Origin of the sequence: Methylotenera sp. N17 (assembly GCF_000799155.1) — a bacterium.
In the GTDB taxonomy this organism is placed as follows: Bacteria; Pseudomonadota; Gammaproteobacteria; order Burkholderiales; family Methylophilaceae; genus Methylophilus.
Genome location: NZ_JUGE01000001.1, coordinates 2,112,175 through 2,138,864, shown reverse-complemented (window position 1 = coordinate 2,138,864; position 26,690 = coordinate 2,112,175). Strand labels below are relative to the sequence as shown.

The following is a 26,690-nucleotide window of genomic DNA, read 5'->3' as shown; positions in this document are numbered from 1 at the left end:
CCTACCTGATAATCTTTTCTATTAATTAATTGTCTTCTACTAAGCCAAAAACTTGATGATAAATGGCCGCCGTAATGTGGATAGCAAATAAGGGGTAAATCATCACAGAGATTGCATAATGCATTCCTAACACTATTGTATGAATTGGATTCGCTTTCTCAAGCAGTGGCGGGAACTCAAACAAATCGAAAAAATAAGTTGTTTGGTCAGTTGAGAATAATACCAATATACCTAAAAAACATTGTGTAATGATGATGATGTATATCGACCTGTGAAGTGAAATAGCCAGCAGTTTTTGCCAGGTTTTAATGCTGTAAGAATGAATTGGGTTGGGGTTCAGGTTTCTCCATGTCAATCTAGCAATCATCAACACAAGAAAAATAATACCCATTGAAGAATGTAGTGTGGTTAATTCCACCTTCTCAGGTCCGGATACTTTACCTGCAAGCTGACTAGCCAGCACTACAATAGTTAACAGCATCGCCACACTGGTCCAATGCAATGTTCTAGCGATCAAACCATATTGTGTATTTGAATTTTTAAGATCGATACCCATCGCGATTTTGAACCCCCAATTCTAGATTTATACTCAAAACGAATTGCCGGTTATTTGAAGGAGTATCTGAGCGCTTTAATTGCGGCCATTCCAAAACCGAAAGTCGTTAACGATAATGTGGTGTATAGAAATAATATGTAAGGAAGTGAGTGAATTTTGGGAGAAATCGCCAATACTACAAAAGCTGTTGGATTACCTATAGAACCAAGGGCCATTGGCCAAATCACAAACTTGGGCAATCTAATTCTTGACGCATAAAAGCCTAATAGCAACATCGTCATCATTAGAAAATCTAAATGCCCTGATAAAAGGTTGTCAGTGCTAGTAAATATATTGAGCATGTAAGGAATTTTCATGCCTCTAGTCATCACAAGGCACCACGCTAGGACCAACCCTAAAAGCAATGTAATACAGGCTGTCCTAAGTAAAATTACATTGCCTGCATGGTTATCTTCAGTCATCTTTATTTCCCCTTGAAATATTTGTTTTAAATAATTGCACTAGTAATGCTGCCTGATCAAAGCTAGTCCAATACATCCATATCATGTTAAATTGACATAAATAGGAAGACAGGTCTGTCTTTTGTGCAGTTTATAGTTATTTTTTTGGTAATGCAACATGAGGTTGGTCAGAGGTCTGGATTACAACTTTAACATTTGAGCAAGGATATTAAAGGCCAACATGATGCGTTGGTGCTGTGTTCGACATCACAGATGTTCACCATTTGAAATCAACAGCATAGTTGGAAATACTTAAACCGACTTTTTTCAGCGTTATCAGCACACACCTAAACACTTTTGGTATGGCTAGCTGAATGTATTCATGAATTAATGGGGGCTACTACATTGAGTACATGAAATTGGCATAGCAAGTGATTAAATCACAAAAAAGACGGGTGGTTTTGCTCATATATAGATACCATATGCGTGTGGATACACAAAGTGTTGCAACGAAATGATGAATTCGAAGCAAATGACAACTAAGTTACTCAGCGAGATCAAAAACAACTTTTCAGCAATGGCGATTGCTAGTGCCGTCTTTATTGTGTTTTTTGTGATGTTTGAGGTGCTGATTAGTGCAGAGTCTGCAAAAGCCGATGCCAAGCTTCGGGTGGCGGCCTCCCACTATGTGGCAACGCTGAAGTCAAAGGTCGATCGAGAGCTCAATACCTTACTATTCGTGTCGAATGGTTTGTCTAGCTATTTAACCATCTATCATCACGAGTTGGACCATCAGCGTGTACAAAATGTGCTAGCAGATTTATACACTAGAACAAATAATGTTAGAAATCTAGCAATCGCCGTAGGGTACACCATCACCTATATGTACCCTATACAATCCAACGAAAAAGCGATAGGGGTAGATTATCGCAATTTACCGCAACAATGGCCCAAAGTAAAAGAGGCGATAGACCGCCATCAGGGCGTGCTAACTGGGCCTTTGGACTTGGTGCAAGGTGGCAGGGGCTTGATTTATCGTTACCCAGTCTACATCGATCAAAAATACTGGGGGCTGTTGTCTACCGTTATTAACTCCGATGCTTTTTTTGATTCGGCCTTTCGACCGTTACTTAATGATGAGTTTGATTTTGCTATCCGTGATCAACATGGAAAAGCCGTATATGGCAACTCTGATTTGTTTCATCGTCAGGGCGCAATCATTTCTACTAGTGATTTCCCGGATGCAGCATGGGAATGGGTGGTGTTGCAAAAAACGGAAAAAACTCCACAATTGATTGTGATTGCCAGGCTAATGGGGATTGTGATTGCGGTGCTATTATCAGCGTTGGTTTACTTTTTATTGCGCGAGCGGAAAATGCTCACTGCGTTGGCCATGCATGATAGTTTAACTGGGCTGGCTAATCGTCGTTTATTGGACTTTAGGTTAGAACAGGCGCTTGCGCATGCAAAACGCTTTAAACGTAATTTGGCCATATTGTTTGTGGACATTGATCATTTCAAAAAATTAAACGACACCTACGGCCATGATGTGGGTGACGCTTTGCTCAAGGTGATTGCGACGCGGCTCAAGTCGGCGATTCGTGATGTGGACACGGTTAGCCGCATTAGCGGAGATGAGTTTGTGATTGTGCTAGACGAACTCAATGACATTAACGATGCCAATGTGGTTGCCGGAAAGATTGTCCATTTGTTTAAAGAACATGCCGAAGTATTGGGCGAGCGTGTGCCCATGAGTGTGAGTATCGGCGTGGCTAGTTTTGGTCAGGATGGTGAGGAAACAACTAAACGCCTGCTAAAGAAAGCAGATATTGCGCTGTATGAAGCAAAGGGCGCTGGTAGAAATCAATTTAGGGTGTTTACAGAAGTGGAACAGAAAAGCTTATTTGATAGCTGAGCGCGAAGCTGCAATTCAAAATAAAAAACGCGCCATTGCGCGTTTTTTATTATTGAGAACAGCTAGAAGTTGTGGGTCACTTGCACGCTTAGCACATCCACACTACCGTCGTAATCGCCACGTACTCGTCCACGGCTTGGGAATACAGTAGTTTGGTTGTCATCAATATCAATATCGCTCACAAATAAGTGTGTATAGCCAATGTCTAGTTTTGTTTGGTCTGTTGCTTTCCAGCCGGCACCCAATGACAGCCATTTTCTATCATTCCCAGGAATGCGAGCAGTACGATACTGATCACCAAATGCCTCTTCGTCATAGGCAATACCAGCACGTAATACGAGCTTATCACTGTAGTGATAATTCGCACCTAGCGAGTAGCGCATAGTGTTATCCCAGTTTTCTGTGGTTGATGTCAGTAAAGCACCACTTTCCCTGTACACAGCAAGCTCACGGAATCTGCTCCAGCGTGTCCAAGTGGCATCAGCAAGTAAATCCCAAGAGCTGTTGAGTTGGCTAAACACACTAAATGACAGTGTTTCAGGTAAGGTGACATCGGCAGTCACATCGCCGTTGGGGGTTGGTCCGCCAGAAGTAGAGAATTTGACGTCACCTTTCAGGTGTTGATCAATTTTTGAGCGATAAGCCAAGCCAAGTCTGGTGGCTTCTGTCACTTGATAAATAGCACCAAAGTTGTAGCCTAGTCCCCAGTCATCTCCTTTTACTTTGGATGAACGCTCTGCCGCAACCAAGTTGACTGCACTGGTTAATTCGGCTTGAATCCACATGGCATTGAGGCCAAACCCTAAAGACAGTTGGTCATTCACTTTAAATGCCAGCGCCGGATTGATGTTGATGGTCTTCAGGTCAGATTTAATGGCTTGAAAGCGGCCAATCCAGTTTTTGTCGTATTCAGTTTTAAGGCCAAACGGAGCATTGATGCCAAGCCCGAAATCCAATGCATCGGTCAAGCTGGTTTTAAAGTACAGATTGGGTACAAATGCAGTGCTGCCAGCATTGCCCCCTTCGCTACCAAGTGGGCGGCCTGTACCAGCTACGGAGCCCTCATTATTAAAATCGGCACTTAATTTGATGATATGGAGTGCACCGACGATTTGTGTGCCATCAATATACGTCATACCTGCCGGGTTGAAGAAAATAGTACTTGCATCTTCCGCCGAAGCCGCTGCACCTGCATAAGCATTTCCTAAGCCACTGGCACTTTGCTCAACTAATGCAAAACCAGCCGCATGCGTGACGATAGGTGCAGCAAACAGCGCTGCGGACAGTAACGATTTTTTCATAAAGCCCCCTGAGCAAATATTGGTGATATTTAGTTATATTTATGTTGATGCATTAATTTGAATATTCGGCGTGAATTTTCTCTAATCTAGGTCTAATTTTAACTAAAGTTTTGACCAAGTCCGGGTCAAAATGCTTACCTGCTTCGCTTTGTATAAACTGAATCGCAGCATCGACTGACCAAGCCTCTTTGTAAGGACGTTTGCTGGTCAACGCATCAAACACATCCGCAATTGCGACGATGCGTGCGGAAACAGGAATTTTTTTACCAGACAAGCCTTTAGGGTAGCCATTGCCATCGAAGCGTTCGTGGTGGGAAAGCGCGATTTCTGCGCCTTTTTGCAAATACTTAGAAGGGCTGTCTTGCAGTACTTGAAAGCCAATGATCGGGTGCTTGCGCATAATGGCTGTTTCTTCTTCACTCAATGGACCGGCTTTGAGTAACACATGGTCTGGTATGCCTACCTTGCCAATATCATGTAGCGGCGCAGCGAGTTCGATAGTCTCAGCTTCATCTTCAGAAAATCCAGCGGCTTCGGCCAAGATTCTGGCATACAGTGCCATACGTACCAAGTGGCGAGAGGTCTCATAGTCTTTATACTCGCCAATCCGTGCAAGCCGCATCAAGGTTTCTTTTTCACGTGCGCGAATTTCAGCGGTAGCTGCTTGCACCAAACTTTCAAGTAAATTGCTTTTGGTTTCCAACGTCATTTGTTGTTGGCGCATGGTCAGTAGGTTTTTGCATCTTGCCGTGCACTCTTGTACATCAATCGGTTTGGTTAAAAAGTCGGTGACACCTACATCCAAAGCGGTATTGCGTGTTTCCGTATCTTTCTTGATGGTGATCATGATGATCGGAACGAAATAATAGGCAGGGATGGTTTTCACCATTTTGACAAAATCAATGCCGTTCATTTCCGGCATCACATAGTCAATCAAGATGAGATCGGCCGTGTTTTGTGTGGCCCACTCTAACGCGCGCTCAGGATTGGTTTTCTCAATGACATGCATCTTGGGATGTATGCTTTTTACCACTTGAGAAAGGATTGTTCGACTGGTCGTCTGATCGTCAATGATCAGTACGGTTGAGTCGTCGAACATGTTAATCGATTTCATGAGGTCCCTCATTGCTTTAGCAAAACACACGCTTTTTTTAATTTAAAGAATACACAGTCTAGCAAAAAAAAGGCGATGTGAGTGCGTACGGATGAATTTTTATTTTATTTATAAAAATCAGTTACTTGGAATGGTATTGTTAATAAACGACCACCCGAAGCCTATATCGCGCTAACACTAAATAAAACAATGCATTACATTGTTTAGTTAAATGGTACCACACAAATTATTATCGCGATATTTACATGCGCTATGGATGTTAATAATTTGATCGTGCATGCATGAATTGGTTTTGTGGTTTTAGATCGAACGCAATGCAAATACGGGCTTGTTGTGCGCTAAAGGGAATGGTGCGATGAAACAGTGACGATGGAAATAATACGATATCGCCAACATTGGGTTTGATGAATGCGGTGGGGAAGTTTGTATGTTGTTGCGGGTAGTCATCGCCATGTGTACCGTATTCAAACGCGCCTTCTTTTTCGTCCTCGGTCTCTGGCATGGCAAGGTAGACTGCGCCACTAATCCAGCCAATTTCATGGATATGCGCATTTAAGTGGCCGCCCTGCTGCATGCTGACATACCATGAACTGGTAAATTCCAATGTTTGCGGGAAGGCGGTGATTAAAGTGCAGTCAGCTCCTGCAAAATGCTCGCGATACGCGACAAACTCCTGCTGAATCAACTCTGCCAACTGCCTAAAGGAAGCCTCTGGGCGTTTGAATAAGTTACCCGCCGATTGCTTGCCATTGGTCAGCCGTGCTTGCTTACGCTCTGCAATATCTGCATGGTGAATATCATGTAGCAGTGCGTTGAGCAGCGCGCTGTTCGGTGCAAGCGCTGGAATGGCGCGATGGTAGACATGCTGTAATCCGTCTTTGCAAAAATTGTATGGATCTGCTTCGTTAAAGTTAATGCTGTAATGTGTGGAGAGCGTTGCCAAAAAAGGGGAGGTATGTGGTGCTTGTTGAATCAGTGCATCGCGCTTTTGCTTAAATGCATCAAATTGTTCGGCTTTATATAGGCAGTAGAGAATGCGCTCTTGCCAATCATCCAGTTGTGATTGCTCAAAATAGGGGATGGCTTCTGTAAATCGTTTGGCCAGATACAAAAATTCTGCCATGTTGTAGTTGGCGCTGGCGTGTTGCGCGTTGAGTGATAGCGCGCGCTGATATTGCTGAATCGCCTCTGACATATTGCCCAAATCGCGGTATGTTTCGCCTAAATTATTGTAGGCATCGGTATAGTTTGGAAACAGTTGGATAGCTTGTTGATAATGCTTCACCGCTTCATGTAGTAAGCCTTTGTCACGTAATACGGTGCCTAAGTTAAAGTGGCCACGCGCATCTTGTGGATTAATGCGTAACCCGGTTTGATAGCACTGAATGGCGCCATCTAGATTGCCTTGTCGTTGCAGAATAGTACCCAAATTGCCATGCGCCTCAAAAAAGCCAGGCTGCAGTTGAATTGCTTTGCGATAGGCGTGCTCGGCTTCTTGTAACTGATTGAGTTGGGTGTGCACAATCGCCAAATTAAAATGTAAATCTGGCATATTGGGTTGAAGCTGAATCGCCGTCTGATAGCTCGTCGCCGCCTCAGCATATTTTTGTTGCTGGTCCAGCGCTAGGCTTAATACGTGATGCAAAATAAACTCGCGTGGATGTTGCGCAATCAGTGCTACTGCCTTTTGCTCGGCCATTGCTAGATGACCTTGATTCAACAGTTGAATCAATTGCTGAATGACGCTTGGCTGTGGGCTGCTGGAAAAAGATTTAGCCATGATGAGTCGGTAAAAATATGTGTGTAGTTATCTGGGTTAATTGTTTTGTAGCCGGTTGGCCAAATGCCTTAATAGTTGCATGGCCACCTTGGGGTCTTCTGCCAGCATGGTATCAATATTCTCTGCGTAAATCACGATAATCTGCGCCTGTTCCGATGCGACAATCGCATCGGCATTGGCGGGCAGATCGGCCAGCATGGCAATCTCGCCAAAATAATCGCCGGATTTTAAAACATGCTTAACGATGCCATGTTGCGTGATGTGGACAGTGCCATCCACAATGAAATATAGATTGCGTTCAATATTGCCTTGCTCGATGACTGTGTCATGTTGACTATAGCTTTTGCCATAGCGCTGCATTAGTGCGTCAATGTAGTTGGCCTTGTTGGGGATGTTGTCGAACAAGCCTTTGAGCAGCAGTACATCTTTTTTTCTGAGCGTGGCAATTAGCTCTGTCCCTAATAAAAATACGGCAAAATTTAAATACAGCCAGGTGATGGAGACAAACAATGCTTTCATGCTGCCAAAAATCGCACCGTAGTTTTCGTTAATGGATAAAAACAAGCCAAAGGCAGGCCGCATGGCTAGCCACAGTAGTGCGGTGACCGACGCACCAATGAACAAGTGTGTAAAGGCTACCCGCATGGGGAAAAACACACGATAGAACCCAGTGATTAGTAATGTGGTGAGTAATAAGGTAAATATAGAGCCTAATACATTGAGCTGAAAGGTGGAGAAGTGATTGGCTAAAAACCTTACTACACGTTCAAGTAAAAAGCCTGCAGAGGTAAATAAGAAAAAAAGTAACAGTATGCCCAATACGGAAAGGATGTCTTTTACTTGTCGCATCACAAAGGATGGCATTTCTACTTTTGCGGCAATGGTGTAAAAGGAGGCACGCATAGCGCTGGCCAGTGGTGTGACACTCCAAAGTAACACAATCAGCCCCAATGCACCCCAAGCGGCTTTGGTTTGGGTGGCGTTATAGACTTCCACCATAATCTTGCTACTTAAATCAGGGACCAGATTGCCAGTAAGGATCGCAAGTTTAACAATGGCATAATCGGATGAGTACACCAGATGGCTTAGTAAAAAGAAAATCAGCAGTACCAGGGGAATTAATGCAAACAATGCATAAAACGAAAGCGAAGCCGACAAGCTCATGATGTTGTGGCGGCCAAACCCTGCCAGTGTCTCGCGCAGCACAAATAACGGTGTCGCATATTCTTGCTTGGCGTAAGAGTTCAGCGGCGTGGTCACCACCGGGTGATCCGCGAGTTTTTTAAAGTCAGGTAACTTTTTAATCTGCATATAGTTTGATAAAGCGGCCGATAAAAATGCGTGCTAGCTATTCTAAGTGTTTGTAGCAGTTTGTTGCAGCCACTAATGCGTTGCAGGTGCCAGTTTCCATGGCGGAGTGCCCTGCATCAGGCACCATCACAAACTGCGCATGCGGCATTGCTTGATGCAACTCCCATGCTGTTTGTGGTGGACACACCATATCATAGCGGCCTTGCACAATCGTCGCAGGGGTATTCGCAAGCTTTTCTGACGCCTCTTGAAGTAAATCACGTTGCCCGACAAAACATTGATGCAATATATAGTGGATTTGAACGCGTGCACGCGCCAGCTCCACTTTGCCATTGACAGGATTGCTGCTTGGATTATTAACCAAACTCATGATGCTGCTTTCGTAAGCATTCCAATGAATCGCAGCAGGGATATTGATATTCGGGTCTTCGGAAAACACCAAGCGTTCAAACGCATGTAGTGGCGATTCACGCTCTGCCTCTGGTAGGTAGTGACACAAAGCTTGCCATTGGTCTGGGAAAAACAGATTGATTTGACCTAAGAACCAATTGAGCTCAAATGGGCGGCTCAAGAAAATGCCGCGCAGTACTAGGCTGATGACAGCGCTGGGATGTGTGCACGCATAACTTAGTGCTAGCGTGCTGCCCCATGAGCCACCAAACACATGCCAGCGTTTAATATTCAAATGCTTTCTAATTTGCTCTATATCTGCAACAAGGTCATCAGTGGTGTTATTGATGACTTCACCTTCCGGTGTGCTGCGCCCGCAACCGCGCTGATCGAACAAAATCACATGATAATGCTTGGGGTCAAAAAAACGACGCTGTGTCGGATTGCATCCGCTACCAGGGCCGCCGTGCAGAAAAATAACGGCTGGACCATCTGGGTTGCCGCATTGTTCAAAATAAACCCGGTGGATAGGATCCACTTGTAACCAATCGCTATGAAAAGGTTGAATTTCTGGATACAAGTCAGATTGGATTTTTGCAGACATTAAAAATTCTTTCTCTTTGATTTTATTGAATAAATTGCCGTATTAATTTTTGGATAAAAATAGCTGTAAAAAATATTCGAATATTTGTTAATAAATTGTAACTAAACTGTTGCAATTAGAAACAAGTTGTTTTATATTGCATTCCTCACATGCAAATGTGATGAAAAGTATGCTCTAAGATTGAGGTAATCGCTAGACCTAGTTAGTGCCTTAATATTCGAGTTTGCTTTCAATTAACCCTTAGTAATATAACTTTGGAGATCAACATGCAAGTTAATAAAATCAAATTAGCTCTAGGTTTAGTTGCAGCATCAATGGCATTGCCAATGATTGCTTCTGCAGCTGCAGACCAAGACGCGGCAATTGCAAACGCAAACAACTGGGCTCACCCACGTGGTAACCATACTAACCAAGCTTACAGCTCATTAGCGCAAATCAACAAAGGTAACGTTAAAAACCTGAAAGCTGCTTGGACATTCGCTACTGGTGTAAACCGTGGTCACGAAGGTTCTCCAGTGGTTGTTGGTAACATGATGTATGTACATACAGCATTCCCAAACAACGTATACGCACTTGACTTAAACGACAATCAAAAAATCGTATGGTCATATTTCCCTAAACAAGACCCATCAGTACAAGCTGTTTTGTGCTGCGATAACGTTTCACGTGGCTTAGGCTTCGGCGACGGTAAAATCTACCTTCAACAAAATGACGGTATGTTGGTTGCTTTAGATGCTAAAACAGGTGCTAAAGCTTGGGAAGTTAAAAACACAGATCCAAAAGTTGGTGCTACAAACACTAACGCTCCACACGTAATCAAAGACAAAGTATTGACAGGTTGTTCAGGTGCTGAGTTCGGCGTACGTTGCTTTATCGCAGCATACAACATCAAAGATGGTTCTTTAGCATGGAAAGCTTACTCAACAGGTCCTGATGCTGAAGTGTTGATCGGTGCTGATTTCAACTCAGCTAACCCACAATACAGCGCATTATCAGTATATGCTGACGTTAACGGTGGTAACAAACAAGGCGGTTCTTTCAAAGCACTAGATGCTAGCCAAATCAAAACTGGCGAAAAAGAATTAGGTACACGTACATGGTTGAAACCACAAGCAGTTAAAGATGGTTGGCAACATGGTGGTGGCTCTGTATGGGGCTGGTGGCCGTATGATGCACGTACAAACTTAGTGTACTACGGTACAGGTAACCCATCTGTATGGAACCCAGATGTACGTCCAGGCGACAACAAATGGTCTATGACTATTTTCGCACGTGACTTAGACACTGGTGTTGCAAAATGGGGCTACCAAATGACTCCACACGATGAGTGGGATTATGATGGTATCAACGAAGTAATCTTGTTCGACAAAGGTGGCAAAACATACGCATGGCACCATGACCGTAACGGTTTTGCGTACACATTCCAAGCTGGTAACGGTACTTTAGTTGCTGCTGAGAAAGTACACCCATTCGTAAACTGGGCAACACACGTTGACATGAAAACAGGCGTGCCACATAAAGACGCTAAAGCTTCAACACACCAAGACTACAATGCTAAAGGCGTTTGCCCAGCTGCATTGGGTACTAAAGATCAACAACCAGCTGCATACTCACCAAAAACTGGTTTGATTTACACTCCATTGAACCACGTGTGTATGACATACGAGCCAGTTGAGTCTAAATACGTTGCTGGTCAACCATGGGTTGGTGCTACTTTAACGATGTTTGCTGGTCCTGACGGCGTAATGGGTGGCTTCGGCGCTTATGATCCAATGACCAACAAAAAAGTTTGGTACAACAAAGAGAAATTCTCTGCTTGGGGTGGTGCTTTAACTACTGCTTCAAACTTGGTGTTCTACGGTACTTTAGATCGTTGGTTCAAAGCTGTTGATGCACAATCAGGTAAAGAACTTTGGAAATTCCAAGTAGGTTCTGGCGTGATTGGTAATGCATTCACATACGGCTTAAAAGGTAAACAACACGTTGGCGTGCTATCAGGTATCGGTGGCTGGGCTGGTGTAGCGATGAACCTTGGTATGACTAACGACACAGACGCACTTGGTGCTGCTGGTGGTTACAAAGAGTTGACAAAATACAACGCTGCTCCTGGCGGCGGTGCATTAACAGTGTTCTCACTATAATTTAGGCTTGCTTAAGTTATAACGTTAATACGTTAACTCAGCTTTCATTAGCTAAACTAAACACCCCACTTCGGTGGGGTGTTTTTTTATATGTAGAGAATAAAACTTAGATGTATACAGATTGGTATGCTAAAGCGAAGCATTTGGTTACAATGCTTCTTTCTGATTTGCTATGAGAAAGAACTTTTGAACCTAGTGGTACTCAGAAGACAGTGTGGTAGATGTATGTCACTTAATAATATGAGGGTTGAGATGATGTTAAAACAATTAAAAGTAGTATTGGTGAGCTTGGTGTTGGTAAGCAATCATGTGTTGGCTGAAGAGACCATTGAGAAAGTGCTGGACGATAAAGAGCTGCCATCTTTAAATGCAGATGAAGGTCGCGTTGGTGAGGTGCGTCGTGTAGATGATGGTACTGAGTTCAAGGTTTGTGCAGACCCAGACAACATGCCGTATTCAAATTTGAAACAAGAAGGTTTTGAAGACAAGATTGCTGAAGTGTTGGCAAAGGACTTAGGTAAAAAACTTACATTTGCATATGCCTACAATCGTCAAGGCTTTCTCAGAAATACCATTAATGCTGGCCGCTGTGATGTAGTAATCGGTACTACTTCAGATTACGATGCCTTACGAACATCTAAACCATATTATCGCTCTGGCCATGTGTTTGTGTGGCGCAAGGAGAGCGGTTTTAATATTACCAATTGGGATTCGCCCGATTTGAAAAAAGGCGTGATTGGCGTGATTGGTCAAAGTCCGGCCACTATTCCATTAAGAGATCATGACTTAATTGCATACTCAAAACCTTATCGTATGCAGCGCGATTTGAATTTGCCTACTAGCTTTATGATTGACGATTTAGCTAAGAAGGAAATTGATGTTGCAATCATGTGGGGGCCGATTGCTGGCTATTATGCCAAGAAATCTCCTGTGCCTATGGACGTGGTGTTTATTCCGGAATACAACAACGTAGATTTGAAAGGCAAGGAATACTGGAATATCTCTGTTGGCGTGCGTAAAAAAGATAAAGCACGCATGGCAGACATTGATGCAGCTTTAGAGCGCAACAAAGATAAAATCGCAAAAATCCTAGCGGATTACGGCATCCCAACAGTGCCAGTGGTTGAAGGTGATAATGTGTTCAAAAAAGGTAATTAAACTAATCATTTATGAGTGACACAGTTTTAAAAAACAAGTAGAATCTCGCGATTGTTTGCTAACAGAATCTTGTGAATAAATTGTGTCAACCAAACAAGTAATAGTTCGTTAAATGATCATACGTTGGGCAGTGCGCTTAGCATGAACAAAACGTAGCTCATTATTGTTATATAGATTAGGAGAAAACATGTTAGGCAATAAAGCATTAAAGTCAACTTTATTTGTTGGTATGTTGACATTAGCGGGTCTTACGCTTTCATTTCAAGCAAGTGCAGCGTGTGATTTAGTTTCTACAAAAGATGGCAGTCCATTAGGCGTTAAAGTTGTGGATACTGACACACCACAAGCTAAAGAATTTTTGGCAACTTGCGTAAACCCTTATACAAAAGCGTTTGCAAAAGATCCAGAAGCAGCTAAAGCCGGTAAGAAAAAATTTGGTTTTTACTCATGCACACAATGTCATGGTCCAAATGGTGGCGGTCAAGTGGGCCCAAACATTACTGACAGCACATGGCAATATGCAAAACATATTACTGATAAAGGCATGTTTGAAACGATTGCAGGTGGTAGTAACGGCGGTATGTTTGCATGGCATAACCAATTAGGTAACCCAGAAAACTTAGCGACTGATGATATTTTAAAAATTGAAGCATGGTTGCGTACACAATACAAAGGTGGTGGCGACACTCCTTGGTTAAACGAAACACCTAAAAAATAAATCACACATTTGTAACGGTCAAGTTACAGTGAGGTAACAAAATCAAAAGGTTGCTGTATAATTACAGCAACCTTTTTTCTTGATCAGTATAATTATATTTTGCATAGGGGCAGAAGATGAAAAGTTACAAGCTTGGCATGTTGACGATGATGCTAGTGGCAGGTTTAACAGGGTGTAACGCTGACAACAGCGCAAGCAGTGCCGGTGGTGACAAAGCCGCTGCAGCTGCTCCATCAGGTAAGGCAATTGAGTTTGTAGACACACAAGAAAGCAAGCCATTGGTGATCGATGCGGCTTTGTTCGATACGCCTGCAGCTAAAGAATTTTTGGCCACAGGTAATAACCCATATATTGGTAACGAAGAAGCGATTGCTAAGGGTAAAAAAGTATTCCAGTTGTACTCTTGTACGCAATGCCATGGCCCGGAAGCAAAAGGTCAAGTAGGTCCTGGTTTAACCGGCCCAACCTATCGTTATCCTAAAGACTCTACAGATAAAGGTATGTTTGAGACAGTTTGGCATGGTACAAATGGTGGTATGGGTGCAAAAGGTGTTGGCTTGATGGACCCGACAGATCCTAAAAATGGGATTACACCAGACGAATTGTTAAAAATTATTGCATGGATTCGCAGTATGGGCGCACCTGCTCCGGCAGCAAGCTAACCGCGTATTCCGTATATAACGCGCTTGCATGTATATGGCAGGCGCGTTTTTGTTTATATCAAGAGGTTATATTTTGAGTTCAGAGACCGATTTACATCATGTGATTATCGTTGGCGGCGGCGCTGGTGGTTTAGAGTTAGCCACGAGCTTAGGCAACAGTCTAGGCAAAAAGAAAAAAGCACTGATCACTTTAATCGACTGCACACGTACGCATGTGTGGAAACCTTTGTTGCATGAAATTGCTGCAGGCAGTATGGATCCAGACCGACATGAGCTGGAATACTTGGCACAAGCCCATTGGCACCACTTTAATTTCCGCTTCGGTCGTATGGATGGCTTAAATCGTAGCGCACGTGAGATTACCATTACGCCTTATATTGACGAAGATGGTAATGAGGTGATTCCACGACGCACATTCAAGTATGACACGCTGATTATGGCGGTAGGCAGTACTACCAATGATTTTGGTATCAAAGGTGCGCGTGAACATTCCATGGCATTAGATACGCAAGCACAAGCACAAAAATTTCACCGCTACTTGCACAATGCGTTGTTGCGTGCACAAACCCAAACCACGCCATTAAAACCAGGCCAGCTGGAAGTGGCGATTGTTGGGGCGGGTGCAACAGGCGTAGAGTTGGCTGCTGAATTGCATAATACGACACGTGAGTTAGCAGCCTATGGTCTGGATAAAATTGACGCAGACCGTGATGTGAAAATTTCATTGATTGAAGCTGGCGATAGAATTTTGCCGGCCTTACCAGTCAAGATGTCATTGGCGGTAGACGTAGAATTACGCAAGTTGCGTGTGAATGTATTTACGGGTGAGCGTGTGACGGAGGTATCGGACAAAGGCGTGACAACTCATAGCGGACGTGTAATTCCAGCAGAGCTAGTGGTGTGGGCCGCTGGTATTAAAGCACCAGATTTCTTAAAAGATATTGATGGCTTAGAGACTAACCGCATTAACCAATTAGTAGTCAAACAAACACTGCAAACTACCTTAGATGACAATATTTTTGCATTAGGTGATTGCGCAGCATGCCCATGGCTTGGACATGATGGCAATGTACCGCCACGTGCGCAGGCGGCGCATCAGCAAGCCTCTTTGTTGGTGAAATCTGTGAAGGCGCGTGTTGCTAACAAAACGGAAATGCCTGAATACCATTACACCGACTATGGCTCGTTAGTGAATCTAGGTAGATACTCTACGGTAGGTAGCTTGATGGGTGCAGTGTCAGGCGGCAGTATGTATATTCAAGGCCTGTTTGCACGCCTAATGTACAGATCGCTATACAAAATGCATTTGATGGCATTGCATGGTGTGTTGTCAGTGATTATCCACACCATTGGGCGTTTGATTTCCCGCAGAACCGAGCCGCATGTGAAATTGCATTAGTTGCAATTCAAATTAGGTTGTTGAATAGACTTACGCGCTCATTTGGGCGCGTAAATTTTTTTGTGGTACACCTTATTGATGAGGCCCATGCTCAAAATAATGAACGTGCCGAATGCAATGATGATGTAGTTCATCGGCATATTGGCTTTATCCATGAGCAAATAACAGCCTAGCATCACTAGGATGCCTATGTGCTCATTAAAGTTTTGCACGGCAATGGAATGGCCTGCGCCTATCAAATGGTGACCTTGGTGTTGTAGTAAGGCATTAAGCGGCACCACAAAATAGCCGCTTAATACGCCGATGAAGAACAGCAAAACTGCTGCGACTGCCCAATGAGTAACAAATACCATCGCAATGACCAATACACCCATGAGTATGCCAGCTGGCAATACTTTGGTAGATTCTTCCAGCTTAATGTATTTGGATGCAATCACTGAGCCTACTGCAATCCCCACTGCTACCGTGGCGACTAGCTGCGTGGACGCCTCGATATCGAAGTTGAGTGCGAGCGCCGCCCATGCCAATACTACCAACCTTAATGTGGCACCAGCACCCCAAAATAAAGTGGTCACCGCAAGCGACACTTGACCTAATGGATCTTTCCAAAGCGAGACAAAAGCGTGCCAAAAATCTTTCACCATATAAAAAGCGCTCTTGCTTTCTAATTTAAGCTCAATGGGCATCTTGGGAATAAAATAGTTAAAGATGGCGGCCCCTATATATAAGACAGTAATCACATACAAGGCAAAATGCGGGTTAGTGCTGGCTAACTTGCCGCCAATAATGGCGCCTGCAATAATCGCTGTGACAGTAGAGCCCTCCATCCAGCCATTGGCTTTCACCAATAAATGGCTAGGTAATAACTCTGTCAAAATGCCATATTTTGCAGGTGAATAGGTTGCCGCACCTATGCCTACAATGCCATAGGCATAGAGTGGCGGTAGCCCAAAAATCATGGAAATACAGCCCACTACTTTAATGGAGTTGGAGGCAAACATGACGCTGCCTTTGGGAAATGCATCGGCAATTGAGCCTACAAATGGTGCTAGTACAATGTAAGAAATCACAAAAAACTGTTGCAACAGCGGTGTATGCCAATTGGGTGCATGCATTTCTGCCAGTAGTGCAATCGCAGCAAACAACAGCGCATTGTCGGCAAGTGCAGACAAAAACTGCGCAATTAATATAATATAAAAACCAGATTGCATTATTTTTATGAAATAGCTTTGGGTGCTACTTCAGGGTTAATCCTTTAATACTCGTGCTTTCAGAGCATAGCATAGTTCAGTGTTGGCAAGGCTTATAATGACTCTGCAGCAAAGTCTGCAAGCCTTGAACGTTCGCCACGTACCAAGGTGACATGCCCATTGTGTTCCCATCCCTTAAAGCGATCCACCACGTAAGTTAACCCAGAGCTACCTTCTGTCAGATAGGGCGTGTCAATCTGTGCAATGTTGCCTAAACAAACGACTTTGGTGCCCGGGCCGGCACGCGTAATCAGTGTTTTCATTTGTTTTGGCGTCAGGTTTTGAGCCTCATCAATGATTAGGAATTTATGTAAAAAGGTGCGGCCCCGCATAAAGTTGAGTGATTTGACTTTAATCCGCGTGCGAATCAGGTCTTGCGTTGCAGCACGTCCCCACTCTCCTGCATCTTCATCAGTCTTATTCAAGACGTCTAGATTATCTTCCAGCGCGCCCATCCATGGCGCCATTTTCTCTTCTTCGGTGCCGGGTAAGAAACCTATGTCTTCACCCACTGGCACGGTCACGCGCGTCATGATGATTTCAGAGTAGATTTTTTTATCCAGTGTCTGTGTCAAGGCAGCAGCGAGCGTGAGCAGCGTTTTGCCTGTCCCAGCTTGTCCAAGCAAGGTGACAAAATCAATTTCCGGATCCATCAGTAAGTTAAGCGCGTAGTTCTGCTCGCGGTTTCTTGCCACAATACCCCATACGCTATGTTTAGGATTGGTATGGTCTTGCACCACTTCGAGTACGGCGGTGTTGTCCTCTATCTTACGGACAATCGCGTTAAACGGTTTATCAAACTCATAATAGATAAACTCATTGATCAGGAACGATTTTACAAGTGGGCCAGAGATGCGATAAAACAAGCGGCCTGCTTCTTGCCAGGATTCCATAGCCTTGCTGTGTTTTTCCCAAAAGTCTTGTGGCAGTTCACGAATCCCTGTGTAGAGTAAATCGCTGTCTTCCAGTACTTTATCGTTAAAGTAATCTTCAGCCGGCACGCCCATGGCGCGCGCCTTAATGCGGATATTGATATCTTTACTGACCAATATCACCTGACGATTGGGGTGGCGCTGCTGCAGATCAAGCACAACGCCGATAATTTGGTTATCGGCTTTGCTACCGGCTAGGCCAGGCAGCTCTTTAATAACTTGCTGGGTTTGTAAAAACAAACGTCCGGTTAAGTGGCGGTTATTATTGATGGCGAGTGGACAGCCTAGCTCTAGGTTGGTCAGATCTGTGCCAACAATTTCTTCTAAGTAACGACTGGCTTGGCGTGCATTACGTGCAACTTCTGTCAGCCCCTTTTTATTATTATCCAGCTCTTCTAACGTTACCATGGGCAGGTAAATATCGTGTTCTTCGAATCGGAACAGCGACGAAGGGTCGTGCATTAATACATTGGTGTCTAATACAAAGAGTTTGGTTGTAGCTGCTGATTTTTTGACCATAATCGATTTATCGTGATAAAGATTGAATAAAAGTGAGTACTTCCTGCGCGTGGCCGTCAACTTTAACGCCACGCCATTCGCGAATAAGCTCGCCCTGCGGATTGATGACAAATGTGCTGCGCTCAATCCCACGTACCTGCTTGCCATACATGTTCTTCATTTTCATCACCCCAAAAATGCCACAGGCGATTTCTTCGGTGTCCGCCAATAGCTCAAACGGGAAGCTGAATTTTGCTTTGAAGTTTTCATGCGATTTCACGGAGTCACGCGAGATACCTACAATGTCGGTATTGGCCTGTTGGAAATCGGCATACGCATCTCTGAATTGCATGCCTTGCGTGGTACAGCCGGGCGTGGAGTCTTTGGGGTAAAAATATACGACTACATATTTACCTAAAAAGTCAGAAAGCTGGATGGTTTTGTCTGAAGTCGCAGGAAGTGCAAAGTCTGGAACGGGTTGGTTTAGCATAGTGTTTGTCATATCTTGATATGACCATTGTTCTAAAAAAACGCAAATAAGGCAAGTTTAATCGTAAATAAATTTATGACTGTTGACCATAATGCAATTGCCTGTGGTGAGTGCTATTGGGGCAGGTTGATTTTGATGATGGTACCGACAGGCTGTGCTGTCATAAATTCTACTTGGCCATTGAGGACTTCGCACACTTTGAAGGCAAATGGAATGCCTAAGCCAGTACCAAAACGCTTCGTGGTAGGGCCTGGGCTTAAGGCATGCGGGTCAGGTACAAATGGCATACCGGATCCTTCGTCGCGGATAGTCATTTCGAGTACATGGTTGAACAAGCTTGCATTGAGGTAAATAGAGGATTGTTTTGGTGAGGCTTCAATGGCGTTCAGAATCAGGTTGTAAAGCACTTGTTCCAGTAAGTGCTCATCGGTAAGAATGGCGCTCTTTACATCACTGATATCGGTCACGATCTGAATGTTTTTTTCCGCTAATTTCTGGACCAGTGGTCCAGTTGCGCCTTGGATGATATTGCTTAATTTGGCCGGACTGAGCTGTGGTTTGATGGGGTTGAGATACGCTAGCAGCGCCCCTGTCCAACGTTCTAGCCTGTCTACGGTGTTCATGATGCCTTGAAGTGATTCTCGTGTATCTTTGTCGTGCTCGGGGCTATCTATAATTTGCGCAGTCGCGCGAATGCTGGCGAGCGGATTGCGAATATTGTGTGCCAGCATGGGAACCAGTAACCCAAGCGCAGCTTGCTTTTCGGTGCGTACCAGTGCATCACGGCTCAGTGATAAGTCCTCAGCCATTTTGTTGATTTCTTGCGAGAGGGTAGCTAGCTCTTTAGCGCCGGTTTCCGGTACTTTATGGCTTAAGTTGCCCGCGCTGATTTCTTGTGTTGCGTGCATCATGGCATTGATCGGGTTGACGATGGATTTTTTGAGAAAGAGCCTAGAAAAAAACAGCAAAATCCCCGCAAGTAAGACTGGAATGCTCAAGATGGCAATCGAGCTGGATTTGGCATCGGCAAGCCTTGTTTTGAGCTCTACTTGTTTTAAGCTAAGTAGCATTTCTGCACGCTTGGAGACATCCTCGTAGCGAGAAAAAATGCCTGTTTCAATGTCCTTATAGAGCGATTTCTGAGAATCTCGATCCGGACGTGCTTGATAGCGATAAAACAGCGACGGTGCCTCATTCACAAAGATGCGGTAATTCTGCTCAATCTCGGCAATTGCCTGTTTCTCTTCGTCACCGCGCGCTATTCCTTTGAGCCCATTAAAGTGGGTCAGTATGGATTGTGTGTAAGCGTTATATTCAGCGAGCGCTTCACCATCTTGTAAAAAGAAGGCATCAAACAATTCTTTCATTTGGCGGTATAAATCGCCGCGCACTTGGTAAATTTCTTGTACCAATAAGTTAATACGCTGTGACTCTTTAGAAGTTTTATCCCAGATATGTATGCCATAGCCGCCGCTGATGACAGCAAGCAAAATCAGGGCGATAAAAATAAGCTCATGCATTAACAGCAGATCACGTAGCGATTTAGAATTCTGCGTTTTTTGCATGCGGTTTTAGTTTTCTAGCTTAAAGCCTACGGTAACGGTGATTTTATCAATATGACCGCGTAAAACTTCTTGCATATATTGCTTGAGGTTTGAGCGTTTAACGGCGGCCATTGCCGCTTCGTCCAGCGCATTGTTGCCACTGGAGCCCGTGACGGCTACATGGGTCACGTTGCCATCATGATCTATACTGATTTCCAGCACCACGTCCCCTTCGATCCCGCGTGATTCGGCAATTCGGGGATAACGTTGGTTGCGTTTGAGTTCTTGTTGCACTTGATTGCGGTAAGCATCTCTGGCCGCTTGAATATCGCTCTCTGATGGTCCTGAGCGCTTTGGCGGCTCTGCCGGTGGGGGCGGTGCCACAAAAGCAGGCTTGGACTCTGCTTTAGGCGCTGCTGCTATCACCTCTGGTGGAGGTGCTGCCTCTTGCTGTGATGGTGCCTCTGTGACGGGTTGCGTGGTTGGCTTGCGCTCCACCGGAGTTTCTAATTTTTTAATAGGTTTTGGAATCTCTTTAATAGGTTCCGTGATTGGCTCTGGCTCAACCGGGGTAGGCGGTGCGGGTGGCGCTTCCTGCAGCGGTTCTGGCGCTTTGGGCTGGACTAACTCAACCGTCAACTCTTGCTTTGGCGGTTGTTTGGTAGAAAAATCAAAATTAGGCACGATCAGTGCAAGCAATGCGTGCAGCAACATGGAGCAGACAAGTGTCCATATCAGCAGGTGTTCATTGCTTTTTGAATGTGAAATCAAGGCGTTCAAAATTTGCTAGGGGAATTAAATTTTCATCACTCTATACTATAGGTAAGATTTAAGCGAACCTTGTGAAAGATGTTGGTTAATAGCAGCCAATCACCCTATATTATGTTAAATAATTCCTTCAAATAATTGCACTTCAACGGTCTCGCCAGCATTCAAATTGGCTACGGTTTCACCTAGTACAATAAAGCAATTGGCATAACTCATACTGCTTAATACGCCTGAACTTTGATTGGGTAGTGGTTTGACTTTCCAGTTTCCATCAACCTCGTACATGACACCACGTTGAAACTCAGTACGACCCGCGGCTTTTTTGATGGATTCTGTACACTCAACCTTGAGCGTAGGGTATGGTTTGGGCGATGCGCCCATCATGAGGATCAGGGCATCACGGACAAATTGATAAAAAGTGACCATGGTGGCCACTGGGTTGCCAGGTAGGCCAAAGTAATGCGCACAATTGCTTATGGTGTGCACTTTGCCGTAAGCCAGCGGGCGTCCGGGCTTCATGTTCATTTTCCAAAATAAAACCTCGCCATGCTGAGCGAGCAGCGCTTTCATGTGGTCAGCCTCGCCAACGGACACGCCGCCGCTAGTAATCACGGCATCATGTGTCGCTGCTGCTTTAAGCAGTGTCTGCTCCAGCAGGGTCGGGTTATCTGGTATTGCGCCTAAATCACTCACTTCCACACCTAGTCGAGTTAGCATGCCAAATAAGGTATAACGGTTGCTGTCGTAAATTTGTCCTTCTGCCAATAGCTTACCCACACCGACTAACTCATCCCCAGTGCTAAAAAAAGCTACTTTTAGTCGGCGATACACCGTCACTGTTGGGATGCCTAATGAGGCAACTAGCCCTAAGTCTGCAGGCGTCATGCGGTGCCCTTGTGGCAATACGGTTTGGCCCACCATCAGGTCTTCACCAGCTTTGCGAATATTTGCACCGAGTTTGGGCAGCTCCGTGATGGTCAGTAAATTTTGTTGAACCGATGTCCGCTCTTGCATCACTACACAATCTGCGCTGGATGGCACGACGCCGCCCGTCATGATTTTGATGCATTCTCCTTGGTTCAGCGCCCCCTGAAATGGCTGGCCGGCCAATGCGGTGCCGATAATGTTGAGGGGTAGCGCACCATCTTGATGACGAAAAGCAAAGCCATCCATGGCTGAATTGTCGTGATTAGGCACATTGCAAGGTGACACAATGGTGTCAGCCAAGACGCGCCCTAAGCTTTCGTGAATAGGCAGTGCTTCTTTCTCAGACACCGGTTTAAGGTACTGTTTAATGTAGTTCTTTGCTTGTGATACAGACATGGCATTTGGGTCATAGTCTTCCATACAGCTTGGATCGGTGGCTAACTGAGTGAGGCTGGGTGTGGTCATGATGATATGAGTTGCTGAGGTAAAAATTGTTGAATAATAAATTCAGCGATGTTGTCGATTACATTCAATGGCAATACCGGTATCGAGAGTGTCAAGGGTGCATCGCTAGCCACCGCAATAATGCTGGCATCTTTGGTGGCAAGTAACGGTAACTGCAGGCTAGGGCGATAGACTTCTATTTTGGGAATCTTTGCATATTTAAAGCCTTCTACCAAAATAAGGTCAGCGTATTCGGTATTGAGTTGCGTTAGCAAGCTAGTTAAATCGGCTTCGTCACTGTATTGAGGCGTACGCTGCATCTCTGTCATCAGTGCCCAGCGTTTACCAGAGGCAATCAAGGTTTGCACCGCACCCGCCTCCCGGATGTTGTAACTATCCTTCCCAGGATGGTCAATATCAAATTGGTGATGCGCATGTTTAATCACTGAAACACGGACGCCACGCTGCATGAGCACAGGAATCAATTGCGCAATCAGTGTTGTTTTACCCGCATTACTTTGGGCGGCACAAATGCCTAGCACAGGGATATTGAGTGCCGGCATGTTAAGCGACATGGTGTTGCTCCAACCATTGCACATCACGGTGGGTATTCAAGTTGATAAATGCATCGGGCTGGTTGCTGAAATCCACCTCGACATATGCCTGTTGTTTCTGCCACAAGCTCACCTTGCGCTCACCTTTGGCAATAAAGGTAGCGAGCGAAGGAAGAACCGTCGTTTTACATAAACTCACTACCGGGTGAGCGTGACCATCACTGGTGGCGACCGCTATATCAGCATGTTGCGCAGCCAGTGCGTCTAATAATTTAGTCACCAAGTGCTGCGGAAGGTTTGGAGAATCGCACGGTACGGTGAGTAAATATGCGTGCTTTGAATGCTTGAGGCCAATATAAAAGCCTGCCAAAGGGCCGATAAAATCTTGATGCTCATCTGTCAGGACCGATAAGCCAAACGCCTGATAAAGCGCAAGCTCACGGTTTGCATTAATGAACACTTCGTCTACTTGTGGTTGGATACGGTCAATGACATGCGCAATCAGCGGCTTGTTGTGGAGTGGCACTAACCCTTTGTCTATGCCGCCCATACGCGTGGCGCGGCCGCCCGATAAAATAATGGCGGAAACAGACATTACCCACCTGTATGTGACATAAACCTCACCACTGCGGGTGCAGCACGCTTAAGGTCAAAGTCGTGCCCTTTAGGTTTAATGGACATGCTATTTAATATGGCTTCAATCACGGGTGCATCGTTCGTTGGGTGAGCGCGTAATAGCGGCATCAGCTCGACTTTATCTTCTTGCCCTAAACATAGGAACAACTCACCTTTACAACTGATGCGCACACGATTACAGCTTTCGCAAAAGTTATGGCTGTGAGGAGAGATAAACCCAATCTTAGTGTTTGCATTGGCCACCTGCCAATAACGCGCTGGCCCGCCAGAGCTGTGTGTGCTTGGGATGAGTGAGTATTTACTTTGAAGTCGCTTGAGTGTGTCCAAATTGCTGACAAAGGTACTGTCACGGGTATGGTTCACCTCGCCCAAAGGCATTTCCTCAATAAAGCTAATGTCGATTTGGTGTTGGATTGCAAAGGCCACCAAATCTTCTGCTTCGTCGTCGTTGGTGTCGCGCATCAAGACCGTATTGAGCTTAATGCCTTCAAATCCAGCGGCAATCGCGGCACGTAACCCATCCAGCACTTGCGCTAGATGTCCAGTGCGGGTGATGCGATTAAATCGTTCTGGTTGCAGGCTATCTACAGAAATATTGATACGCTTTACACCTGCCTGCTTGAGCGCGGCAGCTTGTTTTGCTAACTGGCTTCCATTGGTAGTGAGCACCAACTCATGTAAGCCTTTGAGTTGCCCTATTTCATTGAATAGCCATAGTGCGTTTTTACGCACCAAAGGCTCGCCACCGGTAATGCGTACCTTGGACACACCCAGTTGTACAAATATGCGCACCAAGCGCGCGCACTCTTCTAAACTGAGGACTTCGTCACGGGATAAAAACGTCATGTCCTCGCTCATGCAATAGACACAACGAAAATCACATCGGTCCGTGATGGATAACCGAATGTAGTCTACTTGACGCCCAAACTGGTCGATCAATTTGGGGGATGTGGTATGAGCGTTCGGCATCTGACTAATGGTTTTAATGAAAATGATACATTAAACTGAATAAGCCTATATTCTATGCCCTTTTTTGGCTTTAACAAGCCTTAGATTAGGTATATGATGATGTGGTTATTTTTAGCTTAAGTTAAGCTTGGGGAATGTTTTGACGACAGTACTTTCTTCGCACGAGTCGGCTCAGATCGATGCGCAAATTCAAGTGCATCGCGATAAACCTGGTGCCTTACTTCCAGTGTTGCATGCTATACAAGATACACTCGGTTATGTGCCTGAAGCGGCGTATCCGCAAATCGCACATGCGTTAGCTTTGTCTGTTGCAGAGGTGCATGGCGTGGTGACGTTCTATCATCATTTCAGAACGCATCCTGTAGGCAAGCATGTACTACAAGTATGCCGAGCAGAGTCTTGCCAAGCGATGGGTGCAGAAAAGCTGGAAGCCCACATCAAATCTACACTAGGCATTGATTACCACCAAACCACTGCGGATGGTGCGATTACATTAGAGCCGGTGTACTGCTTAGGCAACTGTGCTTGCTCGCCTGCCGTGCTGATGGATGAGGAACTGTATGGCCGTGTTGATAGTCAAAAAATAGTAGAGATTATCCATGAAGCGAGGGTCGCATCATGATTAAAGTATTTGTTCCTCGTGATTCTACTGCGCTGTCTTTGGGCGCAGACCGAACTGCCAAAGCCATTGCGGCAGAAGCGCAAAAACGTGGTATTGAAATTGAACTGGTACGCAATGGTTCGCGCGGTTTGTTTTGGTTAGAGCCATTTGTAGAGGTGGCAACAGACAAAGGCCGTGTTGCCTATGCGCCGGTGCAGCCAAAAGATGTCCCCAGCTTGTTCGACGCAGACTTTCTACATGCAGGTGCCCACCCCCTCAATTTAGGCTTAACAGAATCGTTAAACTGGCTTAAAAAACAACAACGCCTGACCTTTGCGCGTATCGGCATTACCGATCCCGTTTCATTAGATGATTACATCGCACATGATGGTTATAAAGGCCTGGCCAATGCACTCAAGATGTCTGGTGCAGACATTGTGAAAACAGTCACTGATTCTGGTCTACGTGGCCGTGGCGGTGCGGCTTTCCCAACTGGTATTAAGTGGAATACCGTATTGAATTCGCCTGCAGATCAGAAGTATATTGTGTGTAATGCGGATGAAGGCGACTCTGGTACCTACTCAGACCGTATGGTGATGGAAGATGATCCTTATGTGTTGATTGAAGGTATGACGATTGCAGGTGTGGCTGTGGGCGCAACCCAAGGCTATATCTACCTGCGTAGCGAGTATCCACACGCGCTCAAAGTCTTAAACGAGGCGATTGAAAAAGCAAATCAGGCTGGCTATTTGGGCGACAACATTTGTGGTTCAGGTAAAGCTTTTCATCTAGAAGTGCGTCGCGCAGCTGGTGCCTATGTGTGTGGTGAAGAAACCTCACTATTAGAAAGTCTAGAAGGTAAGCGTGGCTTGGTGCGTTTTAAACCACCACTGCCTGCTATTGAAGGGTTATTTGGCAAACCAACAGTAGTCAATAACGTCATTTCATTGGCGACGATACCGATTATTTTGGATAAAGGTGCGCAGTTTTATGCCGATTACGGCATGGGACGTTCACGCGGCACGCTACCGATTCAGCTTGCGGGCAATCTCAAGCAAGGCGGTTTAGTAGAGTTGGCTTTTGGTGCAACGTTGCGCGAGCTATTGTATGACTTTGGCGGCGGCTCAGCTTCTGGCAAGCCGATTCGTGCCGTACAAGTCGGTGGGCCGCTAGGCGCTTACTTGCCAGAAAGCCAATTTGATACCCCTTTAGATTACGAAGAGTTTTCTAAACTTTGGGCCGTATTAGGCCATGGCGGCATTGTGGCGTTTGACGATACTGTGGATATGGCAAAAATGGCCCGTTACGCGTTTGAATTCTGCGCCATTGAAAGTTGTGGTAAATGCACACCTTGCCGTATTGGCTCTACGCGCGGTGTAGAAGTGATGGATAAAATTACTTCGGGCAAAGATCATGCAAAAAACATTCAATTAGTGCGAGATTTGTCCGATACTATGTTAAATGGTTCTCTCTGCGCATTGGGCGGGATGACACCTTATCCGGTGTTGAGCGCGTTGAATCATTTCCCTGAAGATTTTGGTTTAAATAAGAAGGAAGTTGCTGCTTAACCATAAGTGGCAAAGGATAC

The 26,690-nt window shown here is 45.1% G+C and carries 24 protein-coding genes; 8 read left to right on the top strand and 16 right to left on the bottom strand.

Annotated elements, in window-relative coordinates; genetic code table 11:
- Window positions 1-25: 25 nt before the first annotated feature.
- Window positions 26-556 carry a cytochrome b/b6 domain-containing protein gene (locus FG11_RS10130; RefSeq protein WP_047534839.1) on the bottom strand — a complete coding sequence of 177 codons (531 nt, stop codon included), beginning with the start codon at window positions 554-556 and terminating at the stop codon, window positions 26-28.
- 50 nt (window positions 557-606) lie between these two features.
- Window positions 607-1,017: a hypothetical protein gene (locus tag FG11_RS10125; RefSeq protein ID WP_020182974.1), complete on the bottom strand. Its 411-nt coding sequence runs from the start codon at window positions 1,015-1,017 to the stop codon at window positions 607-609.
- 511 nt (window positions 1,018-1,528) lie between these two features.
- On the opposite strand from FG11_RS10125, the gene FG11_RS10120 reads away from it, so the two are divergent.
- The gene (locus FG11_RS10120) at window positions 1,529-2,911 is read left to right on the top strand and encodes a sensor domain-containing diguanylate cyclase (RefSeq protein WP_235276375.1); all 1,383 of its coding nucleotides are present in this window, start codon (window positions 1,529-1,531) and stop codon (window positions 2,909-2,911) included.
- A gap of 62 nt (window positions 2,912-2,973) precedes the next feature.
- On the opposite strand, the gene FG11_RS10115 is transcribed toward FG11_RS10120, so the two are convergent.
- The 5 genes from FG11_RS10115 to pip all read right to left on the bottom strand — a co-directional run bounded on the left by FG11_RS10115 (window position 2,974) and on the right by pip (window position 9,411).
- The gene (locus tag FG11_RS10115; RefSeq protein ID WP_047534837.1) at window positions 2,974-4,212 is read right to left on the bottom strand and encodes an OmpP1/FadL family transporter; all 1,239 of its coding nucleotides are present in this window, start codon (window positions 4,210-4,212) and stop codon (window positions 2,974-2,976) included.
- A gap of 52 nt (window positions 4,213-4,264) precedes the next feature.
- The gene (locus tag FG11_RS10110) at window positions 4,265-5,326 is read right to left on the bottom strand and encodes a response regulator (protein WP_020182971.1); all 1,062 of its coding nucleotides are present in this window, start codon (window positions 5,324-5,326) and stop codon (window positions 4,265-4,267) included.
- 259 nt (window positions 5,327-5,585) lie between these two features.
- Window positions 5,586-7,106, bottom strand: coding sequence for a tetratricopeptide repeat protein (locus tag FG11_RS10105; RefSeq protein ID WP_047534834.1), 1,521 nt, complete (start codon window positions 7,104-7,106; stop codon window positions 5,586-5,588).
- 36 nt (window positions 7,107-7,142) lie between these two features.
- Window positions 7,143-8,417 (bottom strand): YhjD/YihY/BrkB family envelope integrity protein, encoded by a 1,275-nt coding sequence (locus FG11_RS10100; protein WP_047534832.1) that lies wholly within the window; start codon window positions 8,415-8,417, stop codon window positions 7,143-7,145.
- A gap of 37 nt (window positions 8,418-8,454) precedes the next feature.
- The gene (pip, locus tag FG11_RS10095) at window positions 8,455-9,411 is read right to left on the bottom strand and encodes a prolyl aminopeptidase (protein WP_047534830.1); all 957 of its coding nucleotides are present in this window, start codon (window positions 9,409-9,411) and stop codon (window positions 8,455-8,457) included.
- Between the two features lie 266 nt (window positions 9,412-9,677).
- Here pip and FG11_RS10090 point away from each other — a divergent pair, with 266 nt between their 5' ends.
- From FG11_RS10090 to FG11_RS10070, 5 genes are all read left to right on the top strand, one after another.
- Window positions 9,678-11,552, top strand: a complete 1,875-nt coding sequence (locus FG11_RS10090; protein ID WP_020182967.1) for a PQQ-dependent dehydrogenase, methanol/ethanol family — start codon at window positions 9,678-9,680, stop codon at window positions 11,550-11,552.
- Window positions 11,553-11,807: 255 nt separating this feature from the next.
- Window positions 11,808-12,710, top strand: a complete 903-nt coding sequence (locus FG11_RS10085; protein WP_025224976.1) for a quinoprotein dehydrogenase-associated putative ABC transporter substrate-binding protein — start codon at window positions 11,808-11,810, stop codon at window positions 12,708-12,710.
- 187 nt (window positions 12,711-12,897) lie between these two features.
- Window positions 12,898-13,428, top strand: coding sequence for a c-type cytochrome (locus FG11_RS10080; RefSeq protein WP_020182965.1), 531 nt, complete (start codon window positions 12,898-12,900; stop codon window positions 13,426-13,428).
- Window positions 13,429-13,544: 116 nt separating this feature from the next.
- Complete coding sequence (locus FG11_RS10075; protein WP_020182964.1) at window positions 13,545-14,090, top strand: c-type cytochrome; 546 nt, start codon at window positions 13,545-13,547, stop codon at window positions 14,088-14,090.
- A 28-nt stretch (window positions 14,091-14,118) separates the two neighbouring features.
- Window positions 14,119-15,489, top strand: a complete 1,371-nt coding sequence (locus tag FG11_RS10070; protein WP_020182963.1) for an NAD(P)/FAD-dependent oxidoreductase — start codon at window positions 14,119-14,121, stop codon at window positions 15,487-15,489.
- Between the two features lie 38 nt (window positions 15,490-15,527).
- Here FG11_RS10070 and lplT read toward each other — a convergent pair whose 3' ends face one another.
- From lplT to moaA, 9 genes are all read right to left on the bottom strand, one after another.
- Window positions 15,528-16,700, bottom strand: a complete 1,173-nt coding sequence (gene lplT / locus FG11_RS10065; protein WP_020182962.1) for a lysophospholipid transporter LplT — start codon at window positions 16,698-16,700, stop codon at window positions 15,528-15,530.
- A 92-nt stretch (window positions 16,701-16,792) separates the two neighbouring features.
- Complete coding sequence (locus tag FG11_RS10060; RefSeq protein ID WP_020182961.1) at window positions 16,793-18,190, bottom strand: PhoH family protein; 1,398 nt, start codon at window positions 18,188-18,190, stop codon at window positions 16,793-16,795.
- Between the two features lie 7 nt (window positions 18,191-18,197).
- The gene (locus FG11_RS10055) at window positions 18,198-18,659 is read right to left on the bottom strand and encodes a peroxiredoxin (protein WP_047536090.1); all 462 of its coding nucleotides are present in this window, start codon (window positions 18,657-18,659) and stop codon (window positions 18,198-18,200) included.
- A 113-nt stretch (window positions 18,660-18,772) separates the two neighbouring features.
- On the bottom strand, window positions 18,773-20,224 hold the full coding sequence (locus FG11_RS10050) for a sensor histidine kinase (protein WP_047534828.1): 1,452 nt from the start codon (window positions 20,222-20,224) through the stop codon (window positions 18,773-18,775).
- A 6-nt stretch (window positions 20,225-20,230) separates the two neighbouring features.
- Entirely contained in the window at window positions 20,231-20,917 is a 687-nt protein-coding gene (locus tag FG11_RS10045; protein WP_052185019.1) for an energy transducer TonB, read from the bottom strand.
- A 171-nt stretch (window positions 20,918-21,088) separates the two neighbouring features.
- Entirely contained in the window at window positions 21,089-22,363 is a 1,275-nt protein-coding gene (gene moeA, locus FG11_RS10040; protein WP_047534822.1) for a molybdopterin molybdotransferase MoeA, read from the bottom strand.
- Complete coding sequence (mobB, locus tag FG11_RS10035; RefSeq protein WP_025224969.1) at window positions 22,360-22,917, bottom strand: molybdopterin-guanine dinucleotide biosynthesis protein B; 558 nt, start codon at window positions 22,915-22,917, stop codon at window positions 22,360-22,362. The genes moeA and mobB overlap by 4 nt, the downstream gene beginning before the upstream one ends.
- The gene (gene mobA / locus FG11_RS10030) at window positions 22,907-23,491 is read right to left on the bottom strand and encodes a molybdenum cofactor guanylyltransferase MobA (protein ID WP_020182955.1); all 585 of its coding nucleotides are present in this window, start codon (window positions 23,489-23,491) and stop codon (window positions 22,907-22,909) included. Before mobA ends, mobB begins: the two co-directional genes overlap by 11 nt.
- Complete coding sequence (gene moaA / locus FG11_RS10025) at window positions 23,491-24,501, bottom strand: GTP 3',8-cyclase MoaA (protein ID WP_047534819.1); 1,011 nt, start codon at window positions 24,499-24,501, stop codon at window positions 23,491-23,493. The genes mobA and moaA overlap by 1 nt, the downstream gene beginning before the upstream one ends.
- 139 nt (window positions 24,502-24,640) lie before the next feature.
- Here moaA and FG11_RS10020 point away from each other — a divergent pair, with 139 nt between their 5' ends.
- Complete coding sequence (locus FG11_RS10020; protein ID WP_025224967.1) at window positions 24,641-25,123, top strand: formate dehydrogenase subunit gamma; 483 nt, start codon at window positions 24,641-24,643, stop codon at window positions 25,121-25,123.
- A complete protein-coding gene (locus FG11_RS10015; protein ID WP_025224966.1) occupies window positions 25,120-26,670 on the top strand; it encodes a formate dehydrogenase beta subunit in 1,551 nt (516 codons plus the stop codon). The genes FG11_RS10020 and FG11_RS10015 overlap by 4 nt, the downstream gene beginning before the upstream one ends.
- Window positions 26,671-26,690 lie beyond the last annotated feature (20 nt).

Coding starts and splice junctions, on each gene's coding strand:
- FG11_RS10130 (WP_047534839.1), bottom strand. CDS start 556: ATGGGTATCGATCTTAAAAATTCAAATACACAATATGGTTTGATCGCT.
- FG11_RS10125 (WP_020182974.1), bottom strand. CDS start 1,017: ATGACTGAAGATAACCATGCAGGCAATGTAATTTTACTTAGGACAGCC.
- FG11_RS10120 (WP_235276375.1), top strand. CDS start 1,529: ATGACAACTAAGTTACTCAGCGAGATCAAAAACAACTTTTCAGCAATG.
- FG11_RS10115 (WP_047534837.1), bottom strand. CDS start 4,212: ATGAAAAAATCGTTACTGTCCGCAGCGCTGTTTGCTGCACCTATCGTC.
- FG11_RS10110 (WP_020182971.1), bottom strand. CDS start 5,326: ATGAAATCGATTAACATGTTCGACGACTCAACCGTACTGATCATTGAC.
- FG11_RS10105 (WP_047534834.1), bottom strand. CDS start 7,106: ATGGCTAAATCTTTTTCCAGCAGCCCACAGCCAAGCGTCATTCAGCAA.
- FG11_RS10100 (WP_047534832.1), bottom strand. CDS start 8,417: ATGCAGATTAAAAAGTTACCTGACTTTAAAAAACTCGCGGATCACCCG.
- pip (WP_047534830.1), bottom strand. CDS start 9,411: ATGTCTGCAAAAATCCAATCTGACTTGTATCCAGAAATTCAACCTTTT.
- FG11_RS10090 (WP_020182967.1), top strand. CDS start 9,678: ATGCAAGTTAATAAAATCAAATTAGCTCTAGGTTTAGTTGCAGCATCA.
- FG11_RS10085 (WP_025224976.1), top strand. CDS start 11,808: ATGTTAAAACAATTAAAAGTAGTATTGGTGAGCTTGGTGTTGGTAAGC.
- FG11_RS10080 (WP_020182965.1), top strand. CDS start 12,898: ATGTTAGGCAATAAAGCATTAAAGTCAACTTTATTTGTTGGTATGTTG.
- FG11_RS10075 (WP_020182964.1), top strand. CDS start 13,545: ATGAAAAGTTACAAGCTTGGCATGTTGACGATGATGCTAGTGGCAGGT.
- FG11_RS10070 (WP_020182963.1), top strand. CDS start 14,119: ATGTATATGGCAGGCGCGTTTTTGTTTATATCAAGAGGTTATATTTTG.
- lplT (WP_020182962.1), bottom strand. CDS start 16,700: ATGCAATCTGGTTTTTATATTATATTAATTGCGCAGTTTTTGTCTGCA.
- FG11_RS10060 (WP_020182961.1), bottom strand. CDS start 18,190: ATGGTCAAAAAATCAGCAGCTACAACCAAACTCTTTGTATTAGACACC.
- FG11_RS10055 (WP_047536090.1), bottom strand. CDS start 18,659: ATGCTAAACCAACCCGTTCCAGACTTTGCACTTCCTGCGACTTCAGAC.
- FG11_RS10050 (WP_047534828.1), bottom strand. CDS start 20,224: ATGCAAAAAACGCAGAATTCTAAATCGCTACGTGATCTGCTGTTAATG.
- FG11_RS10045 (WP_052185019.1), bottom strand. CDS start 20,917: ATGTTGCTGCACGCATTGCTTGCACTGATCGTGCCTAATTTTGATTTT.
- moeA (WP_047534822.1), bottom strand. CDS start 22,363: ATGACCACACCCAGCCTCACTCAGTTAGCCACCGATCCAAGCTGTATG.
- mobB (WP_025224969.1), bottom strand. CDS start 22,917: ATGTCGCTTAACATGCCGGCACTCAATATCCCTGTGCTAGGCATTTGT.
- mobA (WP_020182955.1), bottom strand. CDS start 23,491: ATGTCTGTTTCCGCCATTATTTTATCGGGCGGCCGCGCCACGCGTATG.
- moaA (WP_047534819.1), bottom strand. CDS start 24,501: ATGCCGAACGCTCATACCACATCCCCCAAATTGATCGACCAGTTTGGG.
- FG11_RS10015 (WP_025224966.1), top strand. CDS start 25,120: ATGATTAAAGTATTTGTTCCTCGTGATTCTACTGCGCTGTCTTTGGGC.